This window comes from Segatella copri DSM 18205 (assembly GCF_025151535.1).
Taxonomy (GTDB): Bacteria; Bacteroidota; Bacteroidia; order Bacteroidales; family Bacteroidaceae; genus Prevotella; species Prevotella copri.
In genome coordinates this window covers 2,519,072-2,535,445 of the sequence record NZ_CP102288.1, presented here as the reverse complement: position 1 = coordinate 2,535,445, position 16,374 = coordinate 2,519,072, and the positions used below count along the sequence as shown (strand labels likewise).

Annotated in this window: 15 protein-coding genes; 4 read left to right on the top strand and 11 right to left on the bottom strand. The window is 48.0% G+C overall.

Translation table 11 applies throughout. From position 1 onward, the window contains the following. The first annotated feature begins 4 nt into the window (after positions 1–4). The gene (locus tag NQ544_RS10705) at positions 5–721 is read left to right on the top strand and encodes an IspD/TarI family cytidylyltransferase (protein WP_006847990.1); all 717 of its coding nucleotides are present in this window, start codon (positions 5–7) and stop codon (positions 719–721) included. An 8-nt stretch (positions 722–729) separates the two neighbouring features. Next, positions 730–1,806 (top strand): NAD-dependent epimerase/dehydratase family protein, encoded by a 1,077-nt coding sequence (locus NQ544_RS10700; RefSeq protein ID WP_040553273.1) that lies wholly within the window; start codon positions 730–732, stop codon positions 1,804–1,806. On the opposite strand, the gene NQ544_RS10695 is transcribed toward NQ544_RS10700, so the two are convergent. After that, the gene (locus tag NQ544_RS10695) at positions 1,803–2,672 is read right to left on the bottom strand and encodes a LicD family protein (protein ID WP_006847988.1); all 870 of its coding nucleotides are present in this window, start codon (positions 2,670–2,672) and stop codon (positions 1,803–1,805) included. The genes NQ544_RS10700 and NQ544_RS10695 overlap by 4 nt on opposite strands. 122 nt (positions 2,673–2,794) lie before the next feature. Between NQ544_RS10695 and NQ544_RS10690 the strand changes: the two genes are divergently transcribed. After that, positions 2,795–4,231, top strand: coding sequence for a lipopolysaccharide biosynthesis protein (locus NQ544_RS10690; RefSeq protein ID WP_006847987.1), 1,437 nt, complete (start codon positions 2,795–2,797; stop codon positions 4,229–4,231). Here the strand turns inward: NQ544_RS10690 and NQ544_RS10685 are convergent. After that, entirely contained in the window at positions 4,167–5,141 is a 975-nt protein-coding gene (locus NQ544_RS10685) for a glycosyltransferase family 2 protein (protein WP_006847986.1), read from the bottom strand. The genes NQ544_RS10690 and NQ544_RS10685 overlap by 65 nt on opposite strands. A gap of 48 nt (positions 5,142–5,189) precedes the next feature. Then, positions 5,190–6,527, bottom strand: a complete 1,338-nt coding sequence (locus tag NQ544_RS10680; protein WP_040553336.1) for a DUF6080 domain-containing protein — start codon at positions 6,525–6,527, stop codon at positions 5,190–5,192. A gap of 229 nt (positions 6,528–6,756) precedes the next feature. On the opposite strand from NQ544_RS10680, the gene NQ544_RS10675 reads away from it, so the two are divergent. Then, positions 6,757–7,626, top strand: a complete 870-nt coding sequence (locus NQ544_RS10675; RefSeq protein WP_040553271.1) for a beta-1,6-N-acetylglucosaminyltransferase — start codon at positions 6,757–6,759, stop codon at positions 7,624–7,626. Between the two features lie 3 nt (positions 7,627–7,629). Here NQ544_RS10675 and NQ544_RS10670 read toward each other — a convergent pair whose 3' ends face one another. From NQ544_RS10670 to NQ544_RS10635, 8 genes are all read right to left on the bottom strand, one after another. Beyond that, positions 7,630–9,069, bottom strand: a complete 1,440-nt coding sequence (locus tag NQ544_RS10670) for a DUF6080 domain-containing protein (RefSeq protein WP_006847982.1) — start codon at positions 9,067–9,069, stop codon at positions 7,630–7,632. Positions 9,070–9,100: 31 nt separating this feature from the next. Next, a complete protein-coding gene (locus tag NQ544_RS10665) occupies positions 9,101–9,538 on the bottom strand; it encodes a GtrA family protein (protein ID WP_006847981.1) in 438 nt (145 codons plus the stop codon). Between the two features lie 52 nt (positions 9,539–9,590). Beyond that, entirely contained in the window at positions 9,591–10,571 is a 981-nt protein-coding gene (locus NQ544_RS10660) for an acyltransferase family protein (protein WP_006847980.1), read from the bottom strand. A gap of 122 nt (positions 10,572–10,693) precedes the next feature. After that, positions 10,694–11,338 carry a haloacid dehalogenase-like hydrolase gene (locus NQ544_RS10655; RefSeq protein ID WP_006847979.1) on the bottom strand — a complete coding sequence of 215 codons (645 nt, stop codon included), beginning with the start codon at positions 11,336–11,338 and terminating at the stop codon, positions 10,694–10,696. Between the two features lie 4 nt (positions 11,339–11,342). Further along, positions 11,343–12,248 (bottom strand): decaprenyl-phosphate phosphoribosyltransferase, encoded by a 906-nt coding sequence (locus NQ544_RS10650; RefSeq protein WP_006847978.1) that lies wholly within the window; start codon positions 12,246–12,248, stop codon positions 11,343–11,345. Between the two features lie 35 nt (positions 12,249–12,283). Then, positions 12,284–13,288 (bottom strand): acyltransferase family protein, encoded by a 1,005-nt coding sequence (locus tag NQ544_RS10645; protein ID WP_040553269.1) that lies wholly within the window; start codon positions 13,286–13,288, stop codon positions 12,284–12,286. 9 nt (positions 13,289–13,297) lie between these two features. Beyond that, entirely contained in the window at positions 13,298–14,443 is a 1,146-nt protein-coding gene (locus NQ544_RS10640) for an acyltransferase family protein (protein WP_006847976.1), read from the bottom strand. Between the two features lie 2 nt (positions 14,444–14,445). Continuing rightward, positions 14,446–16,353, bottom strand: a complete 1,908-nt coding sequence (locus tag NQ544_RS10635) for a phosphoethanolamine transferase family protein (protein WP_006847975.1) — start codon at positions 16,351–16,353, stop codon at positions 14,446–14,448. Between the last annotated feature and the right edge of the window lie 21 nt (positions 16,354–16,374).

The window sequence follows — 16,374 nt, the reverse complement described above, 5'->3', positions numbered from 1 at the left end:
GAATATGAACTATGCATTGATCATAGCCGGAGGTTCTGGCAATAGAATGGGACAGGACATCCCAAAGCAGTTTATGCATGTAGACAACTGTCCTATCATCATCCATACGATGATGGCTTTTCAGAAGCATCCTGATATTCAGGGTATTGCTGTGGTATGTCTGGCAGGTTGGGAAACGGTACTGCAGTCGTATGCCAACCAGTTCTGCATTACCAAGCTGAAATGGATATTCCCTGGCGGAAGCAATGGTCAGGAGTCGATCCGCAATGGTATCTATGGCTTGAAAGAGGCGGGATGCGGTGATGACGACCTGGTGCTGGTGCATGATGCCGTGCGCCCACTCTTGTCGCAAGACATCATCTCATCCAATATCGCCATCTGCCAGAAGTATGGCTATGCCATTACGGGTATCAAATGTAGAGAGGCTATCCTGGAGAGCGAAGATGGTTTCACGACCAATACCAGTATTCCGCGCGACAAACTGATCCGTACCCAGACACCCCAGACCTTCCGTTTGGGCAATCTGATAGCAGCCCACGAAGAGGCTAAGGAGAAGGGCATCACCAATTCGGTGGCATCCTGTACCCTGATGGCAGAACTGGGAGGCAGACAGATGCATATCGTGCCTGGTTCAGAGAAGAACATCAAGATAACCACCGTTGAGGATCTGGAGATACTGAAGGCACTGATGAAGGTTCAGCCTGAGGCTTGGTTAAAATAAAACATGTTATGATAGGAAATTCACCATATAAGGAAGATATTGCGCGCCTTTTCCGGGAAGGTTTGGAATTGGGGCGTCTGCATGGCAAGACCATTCTTGTGGCTGGTGCTACAGGATTGGTAGGAGGCTGTGTGGTTGATGTGCTGATGCAGAATCCTGCCCGGTGCTACAAGGTGATAGCAGCCGGAAGAAACAAGGAACGTGCCCGACAGAAGTTTGCTGCCTATTGGGAGGATGAATCTTTCTTCTTTGCAGAGATAGACGTTATCCAGCCTGTCATCAAGAGCATCGACAGGATGATAGGGGAACCAGTCTATAATGAGTTGGCTGAGGGCGCTGATTACATTATCGATGCAGCCAGCAATGCGAGTCCTAACTTCTTTAAGCAGAACCCTGTAGAGGTGATGAAGGCAAACATCAACGGCGTATCCAACCTGTTGGAATATGGATTGAGTCACCGTATGCAGCGCATGGTTTATATCTCTTCGGGTGAAATCTATGGCGAGGGCGATGGCTCTGAATTTACCGAGAAGAGTAGCGGCTATGTGGATTGTGCATCGGTGCGTGCCTGCTATCCATCTTCCAAACGTGCTGCCGAAACACTCTGCATGGCATACGGAGCAGAGTATGATGCCGATGTGGTGATAGCCAGACTGAGTCATACCTACGGCCCGGGCTTTACAGAGAGTGACAATAGGGTGTATGCCCAGTTTATCCGCAATGTTCTGAAGGGTGAGGATATCGTCCTGAAGAGTAAGGGTGAGGCTTTCCGCTCCTGGCTTTATGTAGTAGATGCCGCCCATGCCATCTTGCGCCTCCTGCTGGATGGCGAGAAGGCAAATGCCTATAATGTGGCTCATTCAGAATCGAATATTTCCATCCGCCAACTGGCAGAGCTGATAGCCCGGAAAGCGGATAGAAAGGTGGTGTTTGATATTCCTGAGGCGGATGCGCAGCAGGGCAATACCACGCCTATCACCAAGGCAACCTTCAGTACGGATAAGCTCAAGGCTTTAGGCTGGAAACCGCTCTTTGATGTAGAAGAAGGTTTCGGACATACCTTGCAGGAAGTGAGGGAAGGCTAAAGCTTTCTTTTAATCTCATCCCATGTTTCCCGCTTTTCCATGTTCAGATAGTAGCGAAGGTGTTTCTCTACTCTCTGTTCTACGGGTGGAAACTTCATATAGTCGCCAAAGAAGTGGCGCAGATAGGTATCAGCCTGCTCCGGCAGCAAGACGGTGGTATCCTCGAACGGGAATTCCTTGCCCTTGCCGAGCCATTCCTTCGGGAAAATCTCCTTATAGTGGTAGGAACCTGTATTCACCAGTACGTTCTTCGCCTTATCGAAGTTATACCGGTGACTCATCTCGTCCATCTGCTGGATGAGGCGGTGGCGCATCTTGCTGCGGCAGAAGAAGGCGATCGTCTTGATGGCAAAGCGGCCCCAGGTTTCCTTGTGCAGGAGCAGGGAGATGTACTCAAAGAAAGTATTGTGGGTGGTTACGGCATTCAGACGGTTGATGGTCTTAGAGTATTTCCGATACAGCGCCTTTGCCGTTTCCAGGTCATCGTCGGTGGCATCAAGAGGGAAGATATCTACGTAAAGACCGATGATGCAGGGACGCTCCTTCTCCTCGATAAGGGTGGTTTCGCGATTCACGAGTTTGGAGAAATACAGAGGGTATGACTCGTTGTTGTAGGGAGTTACTACCTCGTATTTGCCAAAGTCTTCATGCTTGGCGATTTCGAGCAGACGGTCGTAGTCGGGGCGTGGCATCAGTACGTCGATGTCATCGTCCCAGGGAATCATTCCGTGGTGACGGGCGGCTCCGATGGCGGTGCCGGCACAACAGTAATATCTGAGGTGATACTTGTTGCAGATTTCGATGAAAGCCTTCAATATATCGAGTATTGTGGCGTTCCATTCCTTCTTGATGTTCTTAATATCCATACTTTTTTCTGTTTTACGGCTGCAAAAGTAAGCAAAAAGTTTTGAACTTCAAACTATTTATGCTACTTTTGCATTCTAAAAAGTAAAAACAAGTAATATTCCATATTTATCAGATAGAAACGATGGCAGAATCATTAAAGGAAAAAACCGCCAAGGGATTGTTCTGGGGAGCGATGAACAGTGGCTCTACCCAGGTACTCAATATCCTCTTTGGCATCTTCTTGGCGCGTTTGTTGTCGCCAGCCGATTATGGTATCATCGGCATCCTTACCATATTCACCCTGATAGCGGGCAATCTGCAGAGTAGCGGGTTTACCCAGGCACTGGTGAATATCAGGAAACCCACCGACAACGATTATAACTCGGTGTTCTGGTTTAATGTCCTGGTGAGTCTTACCATGTATGTGGTGCTCTTTTTCTGTGCACCGCTGATAGCAGATTTCTTCCATCAGCCTTGTCTCACCTCCCTGTCGCGCTTTGTGTTCCTGAGTTTCTTCATCTCTTCGTTTGGCATCGCCCAGAACGGATATATGATGAAGAACATGATGAACAAGGAGATTACCATCGTTAATTTCATGGCTCTGATCAGTTCGAATGTCGTGGGACTGATACTGGCATTCAACGGCATGGCTTACTGGAGTCTTGCCTGGCAGCAGGTTATCTTTATCCTCGTGCTGAATATAGGAAGATATTATTATACGGGATGGCGCCCGAATTTTCATATCGATTTCGGACCGGTAAGGAAGATGTTCGGATTCAGCGTGAAACTTCTGGTTACCAACATCATCAATACGGTGAGCAACAATGTATTGACCTTTGTCTTCGGCAGGTTCTATCCGATTAATGATGTGGGTAACTATAGTCAGGCATACAACTGGGACACCAAGGCTAATTCGTTTGTTGCCAATACGGTGGGACAGATAGCTCAGCCCGTCTTGGCTTCTATCCAGGACGATAAGAACCGCGAGTTGCTGGTGTTTAGAAAGATGCTCCGTTTCACGGCATTCCTTTCTTTCCCTTTGATGTTTGGCTTGACCCTTGTATCACGTGAATTCATTCTGATTACGATTCATGAGAAATGGATAGCCAGTGTGCCGCTGTTGCAGATTCTCTGCGTGAGCGGTGCCTTTATGCCTATTTACACGCTTTATCAGAATCTTGCCATCAGCAAGGGGCGTTCTGATGTGTATATGTGGTGCAACATCGGTCAGGTAGTGGGTTTGCTCGCTTTGGTATTGTTTTGTCATCAATATGGCATCCAGACCATGGTGATAGCCTATACCTTATTTATAATAGCCTGGCTCTTGGTCTGGCAGTGGATGCTGAAGCGTGTTGCAGGCTTGCGGTTCCTGGATGTGGCAAAGGATATACTGCCATTCATGCTTTGTGCGGCAGCCACCATGGTGGCCACCTATTTCATTACCCGCAGCTTGCAGAACATCTATCTCCTGCTGCTGGTTCGTCTGCTGGTTTCTGCCACCATCTACTTCTGTATCATGAAACTGCTGAAGGTGCAGATATTAGAAGAGTGTATAGCTTTCTGTAAGCGAGGTAGATAAGATTCACCCTCTTGACAGGTACCCCCTTTTTGATGAGCTTGATGATGAGTCGGATGAGGCAGTTCTTAGGCTTGTAGTCGAGCGCCTGATCCACCTTTTCGAAGGCTACATGAGCGTTTGCCGCCCAGCGGTAGGCATTGACGATGCCTATCTCTGTGGCCCTGAGGTACTGATGCTTCTTATCGTTCTGCTCGAAAAAATCGATGAGTCGGCGGGTTGATTTGAAGTATGACAGGAGGTTCTTTTCAGAGATGTTGTGATTGTAGGAATTCTCATTGTCGGTACGGTAATAATATACTGCATCATCGATGTTCACCTTTTTGCCGTAGAACATAAACTGGGCATTCCAGAAAAGATCTTCCGCATAGTTGATGCCCTCTTCAAAGAATATCCTGTGCTCCATGATGAGCGAACGCTTATAGATTCTGCCCCACAGCCGGTTGGTGATGATGTTCTGACAGACAAGCAGTTTGAGCAGTTTCTCATCAGAAACATCAAAAGGTTTCTGGAGTCTGCCTGCCTTTTCATCGCACCATTCCCGGTAGCCGCCATCAATCAGGTCGGCATGGCTACTATCTGCTTTTCCTGCCAGCTTCTCAACTGCATCTTTCGGCAGCATGTCATCGCTATCGGCAAATAAAAGATAATCGCCTGTAGCCGCCATCAGTGCCGTCTGTCTTGCAGCTCCCACGCCCCGGTTTCTGTCGTGGTGGATGATGCGTACCTGTTGTGCTCTTCCCGGATATTCTTTCAGAAGCGATTGTAGGATACTGATACTTTTATCGGGGGTACAGTCATCTACAAAGATGTATTCGATAGACGCATACGACTGCTCGAACAGTGAACGGGCGCACTGTTCGATATATTTTTCTACTCCATAGATAGGGGTTAAGATACTTATTTTCAGCATGATGGTTTTAATCTAAGATACTTTTTTATCTTGTCGGGTTCTCTTTTTTTATCTTGTGAGATACTCGAATATCAGCGTGCTGTTATAGAAGAACAGGAAGATGGTGATGATGGCGAGTCCTCCACGAAGATAAGGCAGATATTTCTCCTTACAGTTTCTGATGATATATCCGATACAGATCGGAATGATGAACGCCCAATGGGCAGCCATGATATAAACCTCGTTCAGTCCGAATCCCATGACCAGATGAATGAAGGCATCGCATACCACCCATGAGGCTGTGAGCCAGAGAAAGGCAGAGCGTCTTCCCATCCAAAAGCCCATGCACAACAGAATCACGATGATACCCTCTATGATATAAGGAACGGGTGTCTGGTATTTCACGAATATCGGGCGGTGGCTGTGGATATCTTCCAGCAGATGTTCTCTGTGCAGGATAAGCGATTCGCCAAAAACGTTTTCAACCAATGATTCTGAACGGGAGATAGACATATCTGCCCATGAGAGCATGCCCCGTTTCTGGATATTCTTGCCAGCGATGGCCTTATCGTGTTTTTGCTTCTGTTCCATCTTTGCCCTAAAAGTACTGTCTTTTGCAGCCTTTTGGGCAACGAGCCGTTCTCCTTCCAGACGGTTCGGAATGATGAAAGCCTTGTTCTGATAAATGCCTGCAGCACCTATCAGGAGGGTAGGCAAGATGATGCCCAATGCCAGATATTTCGGGCGGAAGAGTTTTTTGCCATTGGTAAAGAGGGCGGCAAGGAAGGTCTTGGCGCCATTGCTCAGCGTGATGCCTGCCGTGAAGAAAAAGAGCAGGGCTGTTTGCCACCAAGGCATGCTGCGGTGTTCCTGCTGCTGTTTGCCTGCCAGATAAAGTGTCATCGACAGGAAGAAAAGCGACATGCCGAAATGGTCATCTACAAAGGTGACGAGCAGCACGTAGGCAAAGGAAAAAAGCATCGCTGTGAGCACATTGCTGTCTATAGCCTTCAGCTGCATCACCTCTCTGAAGATTCTTCTGAAGAAGAGGGTGGAGTAGGTGGAGAAGAATGTCATCATCACCGCCACGATGGTAGTTGCCCAGTTGCGGGAGGTGAGTTCTATCAGCCAGCCGTTCAGTAGCGAGAAAGGATAGAGGAAGAAAGGGAGCATGGGATGGCGATACTCCGTGTAATACACCTTCCACTTCGAGAGGGTAAGGTAGGTGTAGGGGTCGAAACCTGAAATCTGAAAGTTCTTGGTGAAGAGCGTCCAAAATCCTGCTTTCGGCTTGCCGAAATCATCAAAATGATAGGTTATCATCAGCACATTGAAGGCGATGATAACGATGAGTGTAATCAAGGCAAAGAGCCTTTCTTCTTTTTTAATTCTAAATATATTGTTCATTCTCTGATTATTTTTTTTGCTGGGCTGATGCATGCCGCATCTCCTTCTTAGCGCTGCAAAAGTAATTGTTTTTTCTGAATATTCAAAAAGAAAGGCTCTATTTTGTGTCTTTTTTCTGATAAAAACGGAGTTTTATTTTGTATTCTCTTTTATTTGGTGTATCTTTGTCGCAATGATGATGAAAAAGTCATCAGGACGGACAGTTGGATAATAAAGATAAATAATGACAATGAAACATGCTTTTTTGATAATGGCTCATGGCAGTTTACCGCTTCTGAGGGTATTGCTGTCGATGCTCGATGATGAGCGCAATGATATATTTCTGCATATCGACCGGAAATCGGATATGCTGGATGGTGCTGAACCGCTGGTTCTTTCCAAGGCATGCCTCTTTGTATTGGAACAGAGGGTGGATGTGCGTTGGGGAAATCTGAGCCAGATTAAGGCGGAGTATGTGCTTTTCGAGGAGGCTTTGAAGCATGGACCTTATGCCTACTACCATCTGCTGAGTGGTCAGGATTTACCTATCAAATCGCAGGATTACATCCATCAGTTCTTTGAGGAGCATCAGGGTAAGGAATTTGTGGGCATCAATCATGGTGAGGAATTTGAATGGGATTGCCGCCGGAAGATGATGCGTTATTGGCTATTTACCAGTCTTACCCGCTCGAAGTATGGGGCTTTGAATGCCATTACCAGACGACTGAATAAATATCTTTCGATGCTGCTCATGCCGTTCCTCCATCGCCAGAAGATGGATTTTGCCAAGGGTGCCAACTGGGTGAGCATCACGCAGGCATGCGTGGAGTATGTGGTGAGCCAGAAGCCGTTTGTATTGAAAAGATTCAATTATACCTTCTGCCCTGATGAGTTCTTCCTGCAGACCCTGGTATGGAATCATCCCGATTTCCGGGCCGCCTTGTACTCAGAAAAAGATGAATATGAGGGCTGTATGCGACTTATCGACTGGAAACGGGGCAATCCATACGTCTGGACTTTGGCAGACAAAGAGGAGCTGGAACAAAGCAACCGCCTCTTTGCCCGTAAGTTTGATATGGAGCATGAGGATATCATCCGCTGGATCAAGGCTTCTTGCTAATATTTATCCTAGCATGTAGCCTGCCAGCAGATATCCGTTGCTTATCCACAGATAGAGGGTGATGGCGAGCATCAATCCTCTGAAGGCCCATTTCAGGTTCTTTCCTTTTGCCTTGAGCGCCAGGAAGGCGATGGCGATAGGAAGGGCATACATATAGTGGGCAGTCATGATATATACCTCGTTGATACCGAAGCCCAAACCGATATGGAGGGCAGCATCCATGAGGAAGAACGTCAGGGTGAGCCAGAGGAACTTTGACTTCCTTCCGGCAAGAATGCCAAGTAAGAAAAGCACAATGATGCATGCCTCTACCACATAATTGACCGCAGACTGGTATTTCACGATAACCGGACGGTTGCGCAATACATCGCCCAGAAGGTTCTGCTGGTGCAGCATGATGCTTTCGCCGAAGAAATTCTCTACCAGCGTTTGTGAGCGGGAGGTAGTCTTGTCGGTCCAGTTCATGAATTCGCCCTTGGCGATAGGCTTGCCCGTGTTCTTGTTCCATATCTGTTTATGGTCACGAACATATTTGGCATGCGCTTTATCCTTGATGATTTTCTCAACGGCAGCTTCTACCTTTGCCGAGTCTTTCACGCCAGTACTGTCGCGGTATTGCTGGTAAATCTTGGCTGTGGCTTCCTTGTTTTTCTTCATCTTGGCCTCGTGTCTTGCCATCTCCTTAGGCCATACGAAGGTGCGGTATTCCCATCTGGCGAAAGCCCACATGAGTGCGGCAGGAAGGATGACTCCTATCAGGAAGTATTTGATACTGAAGAACTTTCTGCCATTGGTGAAAAGGGCGGCAAGATAGGTCTTCAGACCATTGTTGAGCGATACGCCCGCTGTCAATACAAAGAGCAGGATAGTCTGCCAGATGGAAAGCTGTCTGCCTTTCTTCATGCATACGCCTGTGATATACAGGGTACAGAGGAGTATAATCATCGACATGATGAAATGGTCGGGTACCATCGCTGAAACCATCACATAGGCGAAAGAGAAATAGAAGGCAGAGAGCAGGTTTGCATCAAAGCGCTCTGTACCAATCACTTCTCTGAATATACGGTAAAGAAAAATGAAGGAATAGAAGGCGCAGAACACCAGGATAGCTCCCACGACAAACTGAACGCAGTTGATGCCGGTAAGCATCATCAATCCTTGATTTATCTGATTCGGGATATACATGAAGAACGCCAGCAGCGGGTGGCGGTATACGTTATATTCTGTGTCCCAGTGAGATACGATGCTATAGGTAAGCGGGTCGAAACCTGCCACATGGAAGGTCTTGACAAAGAGTTTGTGATAATTCTCTGTAATCTGCGAGAACTGGCTGTGGTATTTGATGACAGTCAGGGCATTGAGGGCACATGCTATGATGAGTGCGACGAGTGCTGAAACTCTTTCCTCTTTCTTGATTTTAAAAATATCGAATATCTTTTTCATATCTTTCTTTTATCGTGTTTTTGGAATCCCCTTATTTCTTCAGGAAGAACCTTACCAGAAGGAAGTTTACCGGGATGCAGATGCAGAGGGTGGGTATCATAGCCAGCTGTTTGGCTAGACCCAAGCCTACGAAGAGGTTGAGGCAGAGGGTCTGCATCGAGTAGTTGACGATGTGGGAGAGGGTGAATCCTGCTCCGCGCTTGGCATTCGCCTTTACCTTGAAGGTATAGCGGGTACTGGCGATGAAATTGAAGATGAAACTCACGATGTAGGCGATGGTGTTGGCGGTGGTAGCCAGACTGTGGTCGCCCATGTTGGGGATGAAATGGGCCAGCGCCGGCATCATAGCCAGGTAGATGACATATTGCAGTACTGTAGCCAGTCCGCCTACGATTCCGAATCTGATGACTTCGCCCAGCTTCTCTCGCTTGGCATCATCCATATTATTTATCTTGTTCTTGATATTCATGTTGCAAAAGTACTTCAAAATCTCCAAATTACCAAATATATCCTGGTATTATTTATCTCAGCATCTTTCCTTTTCCGAAGAGATAAGCCAAATGAGTCTTCTCCATTATCTTGGCGATGCCGATGCTTCCGGCAATGGCGATGAATATGGTAACGAGGGCGAAACAGATTTCGCTCCTGTCCCAACTAAAGAGGGGATGATAAAACTTGGCTGCCATCGTAAAGATGGGGTGGAAGAGATAGATAGGAAGCGTGTTGCGGCCTATATATAATAAGGTGTCTTCTGTCTTTCGAACGCTGGCATTATCCTGTAGGCGTTTGATGAGGCTGTGTATCCACATCAGGGATGAAATGCAGCACCAGCAGGAGAAGACGATGGCGAGCGTGCCCCAGTCGTACCATTCTTCTAAGCCCAGCAAGTTGATCCAGAGCAGCAGGGCAACCGGTGAAGGACGGAATATTCTGTCAAAGCCGATATGGCATTGTCTGAGTACCGCTCCGATGAAATAATAGGTGGCGGCACTGGGCGAAAGAGCGGGTGTCTTGGACAGGAGCAGGAGTAGGGTGGCGAAGATAAAGAGGCTTGAGGTGGTGCTCATCGTTGTTTTTCCCTGTCTGAGGGTTCCCCAGGTTGCTCCCTTGAAACTGACGTAATAGAGAATGCCGCAGATAATCATGGTCTGGATGAACCAATAGGGACCGATGGAAGTAACGAATATCTTCTCACAAATCTGAGAGAGTGACAGTTCCGTGATGCCATCTCTCACCGGCATGAAATAGGAGAGTACAGAGAAACCGGTTACCATGATGACGTAAGGCAAAGCGAGACACATCAGGTATCTTCCCATCTCCTTTGGGCTTTTCTCGATATTCACGAGATAGCCCGTGATGATGAGGAAGGTAGGCATCATGAACGAGAGAATGCCTGCCTTGAGCTGGGGGTATGTGTTGCCGAAGCTCACGATATGAATCAATATCATGAGAATAATGAGTATGGCTCTTATCCAGTCGATGTCTGTATTCCTTTGTTTCATAACAAGTTAATGTATTGTAAGTCAGTAAGTTGGCATACTGGATACGGCGTTTCGCCGTATATGGGTACTTGGCAAGATGGTTCGCGACTCCGTTAGGCTTTCCTGTCTTCCGTTATGCGTTTCTAAATTCTGAAAGGTTTGTAATGACCTTTATCGGCGAAGGCGAGCATCTCCTTGTCGCCTCGGCTGTCGCCAAATGCTTCAATATCATATTGCGTGCGGTCGAAAGATAATGAGGGGGTACCGTAGGCATAGGCGGCAGTGGTGGTCAGTGCCTCGCAGATGCGATGCACCTTTTCCTCGCCATAGCAGTTGTTGCTCTTGAACTTGCCGGTAAGTCTACCGTCAATCACTTCTATCTGAGTACCCAATACCCTGACTCCATCTAGGCCGCGAACTTTAAAGAACGGGCGGACCCAATTGTCGATGCTGGCACTCACGATGAAAACCTGAGCACCTGCAACCAGGGCTTCGTGTACCAGCGTAATACCTTTGGGGCGTAACAGATGCTGGTATTCTTCGGCAAAATCGCGGCAGAGCGCATCAAACTTCTCGATACGCATGCCGGCAAAGAGATGGGCAAAGATGAGTTGCTTCGCCTTCCAGTTGGGAAAAAGATGCAACTTCATCAGTACCAGGAGCGGACTGTACATCAGGAAAACCATCAGAAAACGACCGGTACCCTTGGCATATCTGATGAATTCCAGCAGGGTATCGCTTGTTGTCAGCGTTCCGTCGAAATCGAAACAATATAATTTTTTCTTCATTTTCTTATACGATATAAATAAGGATCAGGAAGGAGAGCAACCAGGCAAGCACGATAAACTGGGTAATGCGGTCGCGCAGGATAATCTTCGTAGGATCACCACTCTTCTGGTCTACCACAGCAATCTGGATGTATCTCAGCAAACCAACCAGCACAAAGACACTCGTAAGATAGAGATAATCAGTATGGAAATTCTCGATAACCTCCGGACTCACCGTATACATGATGTAACATACCAGGGTTACGGAAGCCGTAATCGTAATAGCCTGGTTTATGAAGGTGAGGTTGTAGCGGATGGTATTCTTGCGGGGAGCCTCGCCCGTCTTCTCCATGCGCAGCACATCATCGCGGCGCTTGGCAAAACTCATGAAGAGGGTAATGAGGAAGGTCATCAGCACAATCCACTTACTGAGTACGATGCCCGTAGCCACACCACCTGCCAGCAGACGGAGTACGAAACCGAAAGCCACGATACACACATCGATGATAGCATATTGCTTGAATTTGGCGCAGTAGCCGAGATTCAGAAGCCAATAGAAAATGATGATTCCCATCGTCTCCCATGATCCGAGCAGGCTGCATATACCCATAGAGAGGGCAAACATCAGGAACATCAGTCCGTATGCCTGCTTGATGCTGACCGCCCCCGATGCTATCGGACGATGGCACTTGACAGGGTGGCGGCGGTCGGCCTCCACATCATAGATATCGTTGAAACAATAGATGCTCGATGCGGCAAAACTGTAGGCGAAGAAAGTAATCAGACCCGCCAGCAGGGCATCTGTATGCAACAGGGCGCCGCCAAAGAACAGCGGTAAGAAGATAAAGCTATTCTTGATCCATTGCTTCGGGCGAACCAGTCGCAGCAGCGCAGCAAAACCTTTACTGTCTTCCAATTTATTCTCGTTCATAAAACTCCTATTTTTCTTAATAAATAAACTCCTTTTTACTTGATAAACTTAGCTAACTCTTTAGAAATCCATCCGGCTATCTTGCTCAGAATCCATGCTGCAGGCAGGGTGATGCCTATGCAGATGAAGAAAGTAGGCCAATAGCCCAAGTGATGCGGCTCTATGTATTTCAGCACGAAGTGGATATGGAGCAGATAACACTCCAGACTCAGTGCTCCCACAAACATGACCCCCTTGTTGAACCAGCTCGGTGTGCGGTGGAAGATGCGGTTCAGCAGCAGGATGCTGGTGATGGTAAGCGGGATATAGAGCATGCGTTCCAGGAAGAGCGGAAACATGCCATGCTTCTCCTGTTCCAGGAAGATGCTCGCCAGCAGCGTCATCAGGAACATGAGCCATATCATCCATATCGAAGCACCGTCGAGCGTCTGTTTCTGTCTTACCATCTCACCCATGTTGATGCCGATGAAGAAGATAGGCACGCGGCTCCAGAAAATCTCCAGGTGTCCTACAGCCTGATGTATTGGGGTGACATATTGTACCAGGATGCACCACATAATCATCACCACCGGCAGCCAGCGGTAGATAGGATGGCGCCTGATGAGTTCCATGTAGGCAGGGGCAAAGAGATAGAGCATCATCGTAGCCGGGATGTACCAGAAGTTGAGCTCATCATGCAGCCAGAACCCCCAGTTGATGGTTATCTCTCCAAAGAGATAGATCCAGTTCCAGGTGCTTCCTCCCTGGAAAGAAGGGATATAGAAGAGGCAGGCTATGATGAGCCAGGTAGGGTAGATGCGCAGATAACGGCGGATGAAGAAATGCTTGGCAGAAGGATTCTTCATCCACGAGAACCAGAGACCTATTCCGCTGAGAAAGAGGAACATGTCTACACCGACATTGCCCATTCTGCGAAGCCCGAAAAAGGCATCTTCTCTAGGCAATGCCACATGAAAGAGGATGATGAACAGCATGGCTGCTCCCATCAACTCGCCGCGAAACCGGCTGATATTCGCCAGTTCTATATCTTTTATCTTCATGATTTTCTTTTAATATTTCGGATTTGGAATCTTCTTCATCAGTTGGGTGAAGAGCCATGCCAGACAGATGCTCGATATGATGTAGAGGAGCAGGCCGGCATAGATGTCGCCCTGACGGCTGATAGGGATGAATATCTTGCGGGTGATAGGGTGGCATACGAAGAGGGCGGCGGAGATGCTGCCCATCCACTCTAATACCTTGTAAAGACCTGATAACCAGCTGATATTCTGAAGAAGGTCGGCTACCAATACGCTCACCAGACAGAAGAAGAAAGGCACGAAGGTCCAGCCAACCATGCTGCCGCTCAGACTGTAGATAAGCGACAGACAGAAGATGCAGCCAAAGAAGTTGGTGATAGGCGAATGGAAGGTCATCAGAATCTTCTCGCCATAGCGGGCATAGAGGATGCCCAAACCGAATGGCAGCATGCCGCCCATAAAGTTGTAGCGGTAGCGGTTCATCACTTCACTCTCCGGATTGTCAAAGCCCAGGAGGAGCTGGATGACGATGCAGATGGCCATCAATCCTACGGTCCATCCCCAATGGCGGCGATAGAGCAGCAGTCGATAGACGATGTAAAGTTGCAGCATCAGACCGAAGAACCAGTACGGACCCGGCCAGATGATGTTATCCGGATTTGGCAATACATTATTGAACATGCCCAGCATCGCAACGATGTCGAGCGCTGCATAGTGGTGAGAGCCAGGCGTGATAAGGTCGAGCATCGTGAATGCCACGAAACCTACTATCATCATCTTGAAGAGTTTCAGATAGTGATAGCGGATAAAGTGGAGCGGTTCGCGCCAGTTGATGCTTCCTGTAAGTTTCTTGCCCGAGATGTTGTACATTCTGGTCTGCTGTTCGGTAGAGAGATGAGGTTTAGCCTCATATTTCATCACTAGTCCGTAAGCACTCAGAAAGAGGAATACGGGCACACCGTAATGGCCGAAGAACGAGAGCAGGTGCACAGGCAGGTTGAGGTCCATGCTGACCATTACCTGGTTCAGCCAGTCAACATTGTGCTGGAAGTATTGATACTCGTTCTCCTTGACGATAGGTCCCAGCCAATGGCAGTAGTTATGCAAGAAGATGCCGATGATGGCGAGTCCTCTCAGGGCATTGCATGCCGGGCGTGATAGAATAGCACTATTCATAATCAGTTTCTCCTTTCTTTCTTTATTACCTTTTTACTTTCTTCCTTTTTTATCTTTTCCAGATGCGCATCACGAAGTTTGTCGTAATCGGCAGAGTTTTTGAGGATACGTGGTCGCATCTCGTCATATTTCAGACTCAGGATGTTATATTCCTCCTTATAGGTAGGTGTCTCAATGCCAGCCAGATACAGCAGGAGATGAGGCAGAGCATCGGTCATGAAGCGCTTGTCCTTAGCCTTGCGTATCTGACGGTAAATGTCGCGGTGGTTCCTGATATATTTTGGCGAACAGTATATCCAGAACGGAATTTCAAACTCATAGTGAGCCAGCGGCCAGTCGATTTCTGCAGAATGGTTACGGCAGATGAAGCCACGGTTCTCTTCGTAGCATTCCTCGCCATGGTCGGGCACGTAGATGACGATGGCATCCTGCTTTTGGAACCGCTTCACTATCTGGGCTACGATAGAGTCGTTGTAAAGGGTGGCGTTATCGTAATGACTCAGCATCTTGCGCTGGGCATTGGTCAGTTCAGGGCGCTTGTCTTCATAACTGCTTGCCCAGAACCGGGCTTGCTTTGTGCGGTAGCGCTGCTTATAGTTTACATGCTGGCCCATCAGGTGGAAGATGGTGAGGTTGTGCTCCTTCTGGAAGTTCTTCAGACTGTCATCATAATCCTTCAGCAGTCCGTCGTCCAGGTCGTGGAGTTGGGTGTTGCGATGGTCAAACTGAAGTTTGCTCAGTTCCGGGTTGTTCAGGAAGAAACCGCCGCTGAAGTCGTAAACCGCCTCCTTTGCCTGTGGCAGGAATTCGTTGGTGATGAAGGTTACGTTGTAGCCTGCCTTTCGGAACACTTCAGGGAAGAGCGGATAGTCGCACCATTCGCCTTTCTCGCCTACCACATGGGTAGAGAGCATGTTCTTGAAAACGAAACTGGTCAGGTTCCAGCAGGTTACCACATCGGTAAACTTGGTGAGCTTGCGCGATTTCTCCAAGGCTACCTGCTGTGGAGTGGTATCCATAAAATAGCCGTACTGCTGGGAATGATGTCGGCCGAAGCTTTCGCCGATAATCAGTACGATGTTTGGCGAACGGTAGCTGCAACTGTCAACCTTCACTTCGTGGGCGGCATGAATGAGTTGGGTAATCTGATGCGCAGCCAGCTGGTTGGCATAGATACTGAATTGGAGTCGGTAGACAGGCAGATAGAGAACAGCATGATCCTTTTCTGTCAGGATATGCTCTACTTCGCCTATCGTTCTACCATTCATGAGTTTATGGTAAGCCGTCTTGTTGTGCCAGGAGGTGCAGCATCCTATGATGAAGATGATGAGGCATAGGATTCCGAAGCTGGCAGGCATGGCTGCAGTCATGCGGGGGATAGCCATCAGCCGTTTCTTGACAGAAGCCAACTCCAGAACGGTAATGATGAAAACGTATAGCTTGATGAGTTGCTTGCGGAAGATGGCGATGAGAATCTGGATGAGAGCGAGAAGCAGAATCCAGCCCACACTACTGAAGAGAACTTCGGCAGAGATGAGGGCTGAGAGGAAACTGCTAGCCTCCGAACTGTTGGTCTCGCCCACCAGCATCAGCATAGAAGGGTTGAGCGTAGAGCCGAAATTCACGTAGCAATAGGTGTCGGCGGCAGCTGTACTATATAATATAAGGTATAGTACGGCACGCAGACCCCAGCGCACCTTCTTGGGGAAGATGGCGATAACGGCACACACCACATAGAGGTCGACAAAGAGTTCCAGAAACAGGTTGTCGTATAAAGTCCCCTTGGCAGGTGTAGTCACGATAGAACTGATCATGCCCAGCAGGTACATGAACACAAAGAAGTTGGCATTTCTGCGAATCGGCGCAGAAGCCACGTTCAGACACTTCTTAATGATTTCTTTCCAACTCATTTTTTGCTGTTTGTTGTTTAA

Excerpts from the sequence above, each read along its gene's own strand:
- NQ544_RS10695 (WP_006847988.1), bottom strand. The coding sequence starts at position 2,672 with ATGGATATTAAGAACATCAAGAAGGAATGGAACGCCACAATACTCGAT.
- NQ544_RS10635 (WP_006847975.1), bottom strand. The coding sequence starts at position 16,353 with ATGAGTTGGAAAGAAATCATTAAGAAGTGTCTGAACGTGGCTTCTGCG.
- NQ544_RS10690 (WP_006847987.1), top strand. The coding sequence starts at position 2,795 with ATGGCAGAATCATTAAAGGAAAAAACCGCCAAGGGATTGTTCTGGGGA.
- NQ544_RS10660 (WP_006847980.1), bottom strand. The coding sequence starts at position 10,571 with ATGAAACAAAGGAATACAGACATCGACTGGATAAGAGCCATACTCATT.
- NQ544_RS10650 (WP_006847978.1), bottom strand. The coding sequence starts at position 12,248 with ATGAACGAGAATAAATTGGAAGACAGTAAAGGTTTTGCTGCGCTGCTG.
- NQ544_RS10670 (WP_006847982.1), bottom strand. The coding sequence starts at position 9,069 with ATGAAAAAGATATTCGATATTTTTAAAATCAAGAAAGAGGAAAGAGTT.
- NQ544_RS10645 (WP_040553269.1), bottom strand. The coding sequence starts at position 13,288 with ATGAAGATAAAAGATATAGAACTGGCGAATATCAGCCGGTTTCGCGGC.
- NQ544_RS10680 (WP_040553336.1), bottom strand. The coding sequence starts at position 6,527 with ATGAACAATATATTTAGAATTAAAAAAGAAGAAAGGCTCTTTGCCTTG.
- NQ544_RS10685 (WP_006847986.1), bottom strand. The coding sequence starts at position 5,141 with ATGCTGAAAATAAGTATCTTAACCCCTATCTATGGAGTAGAAAAATAT.
- NQ544_RS10655 (WP_006847979.1), bottom strand. The coding sequence starts at position 11,338 with ATGAAGAAAAAATTATATTGTTTCGATTTCGACGGAACGCTGACAACA.
- NQ544_RS10700 (WP_040553273.1), top strand. The coding sequence starts at position 730 with ATGATAGGAAATTCACCATATAAGGAAGATATTGCGCGCCTTTTCCGG.
- NQ544_RS10640 (WP_006847976.1), bottom strand. The coding sequence starts at position 14,443 with ATGAATAGTGCTATTCTATCACGCCCGGCATGCAATGCCCTGAGAGGA.
- NQ544_RS10665 (WP_006847981.1), bottom strand. The coding sequence starts at position 9,538 with ATGAATATCAAGAACAAGATAAATAATATGGATGATGCCAAGCGAGAG.
- NQ544_RS10675 (WP_040553271.1), top strand. The coding sequence starts at position 6,757 with ATGAAACATGCTTTTTTGATAATGGCTCATGGCAGTTTACCGCTTCTG.
- NQ544_RS10705 (WP_006847990.1), top strand. The coding sequence starts at position 5 with ATGAACTATGCATTGATCATAGCCGGAGGTTCTGGCAATAGAATGGGA.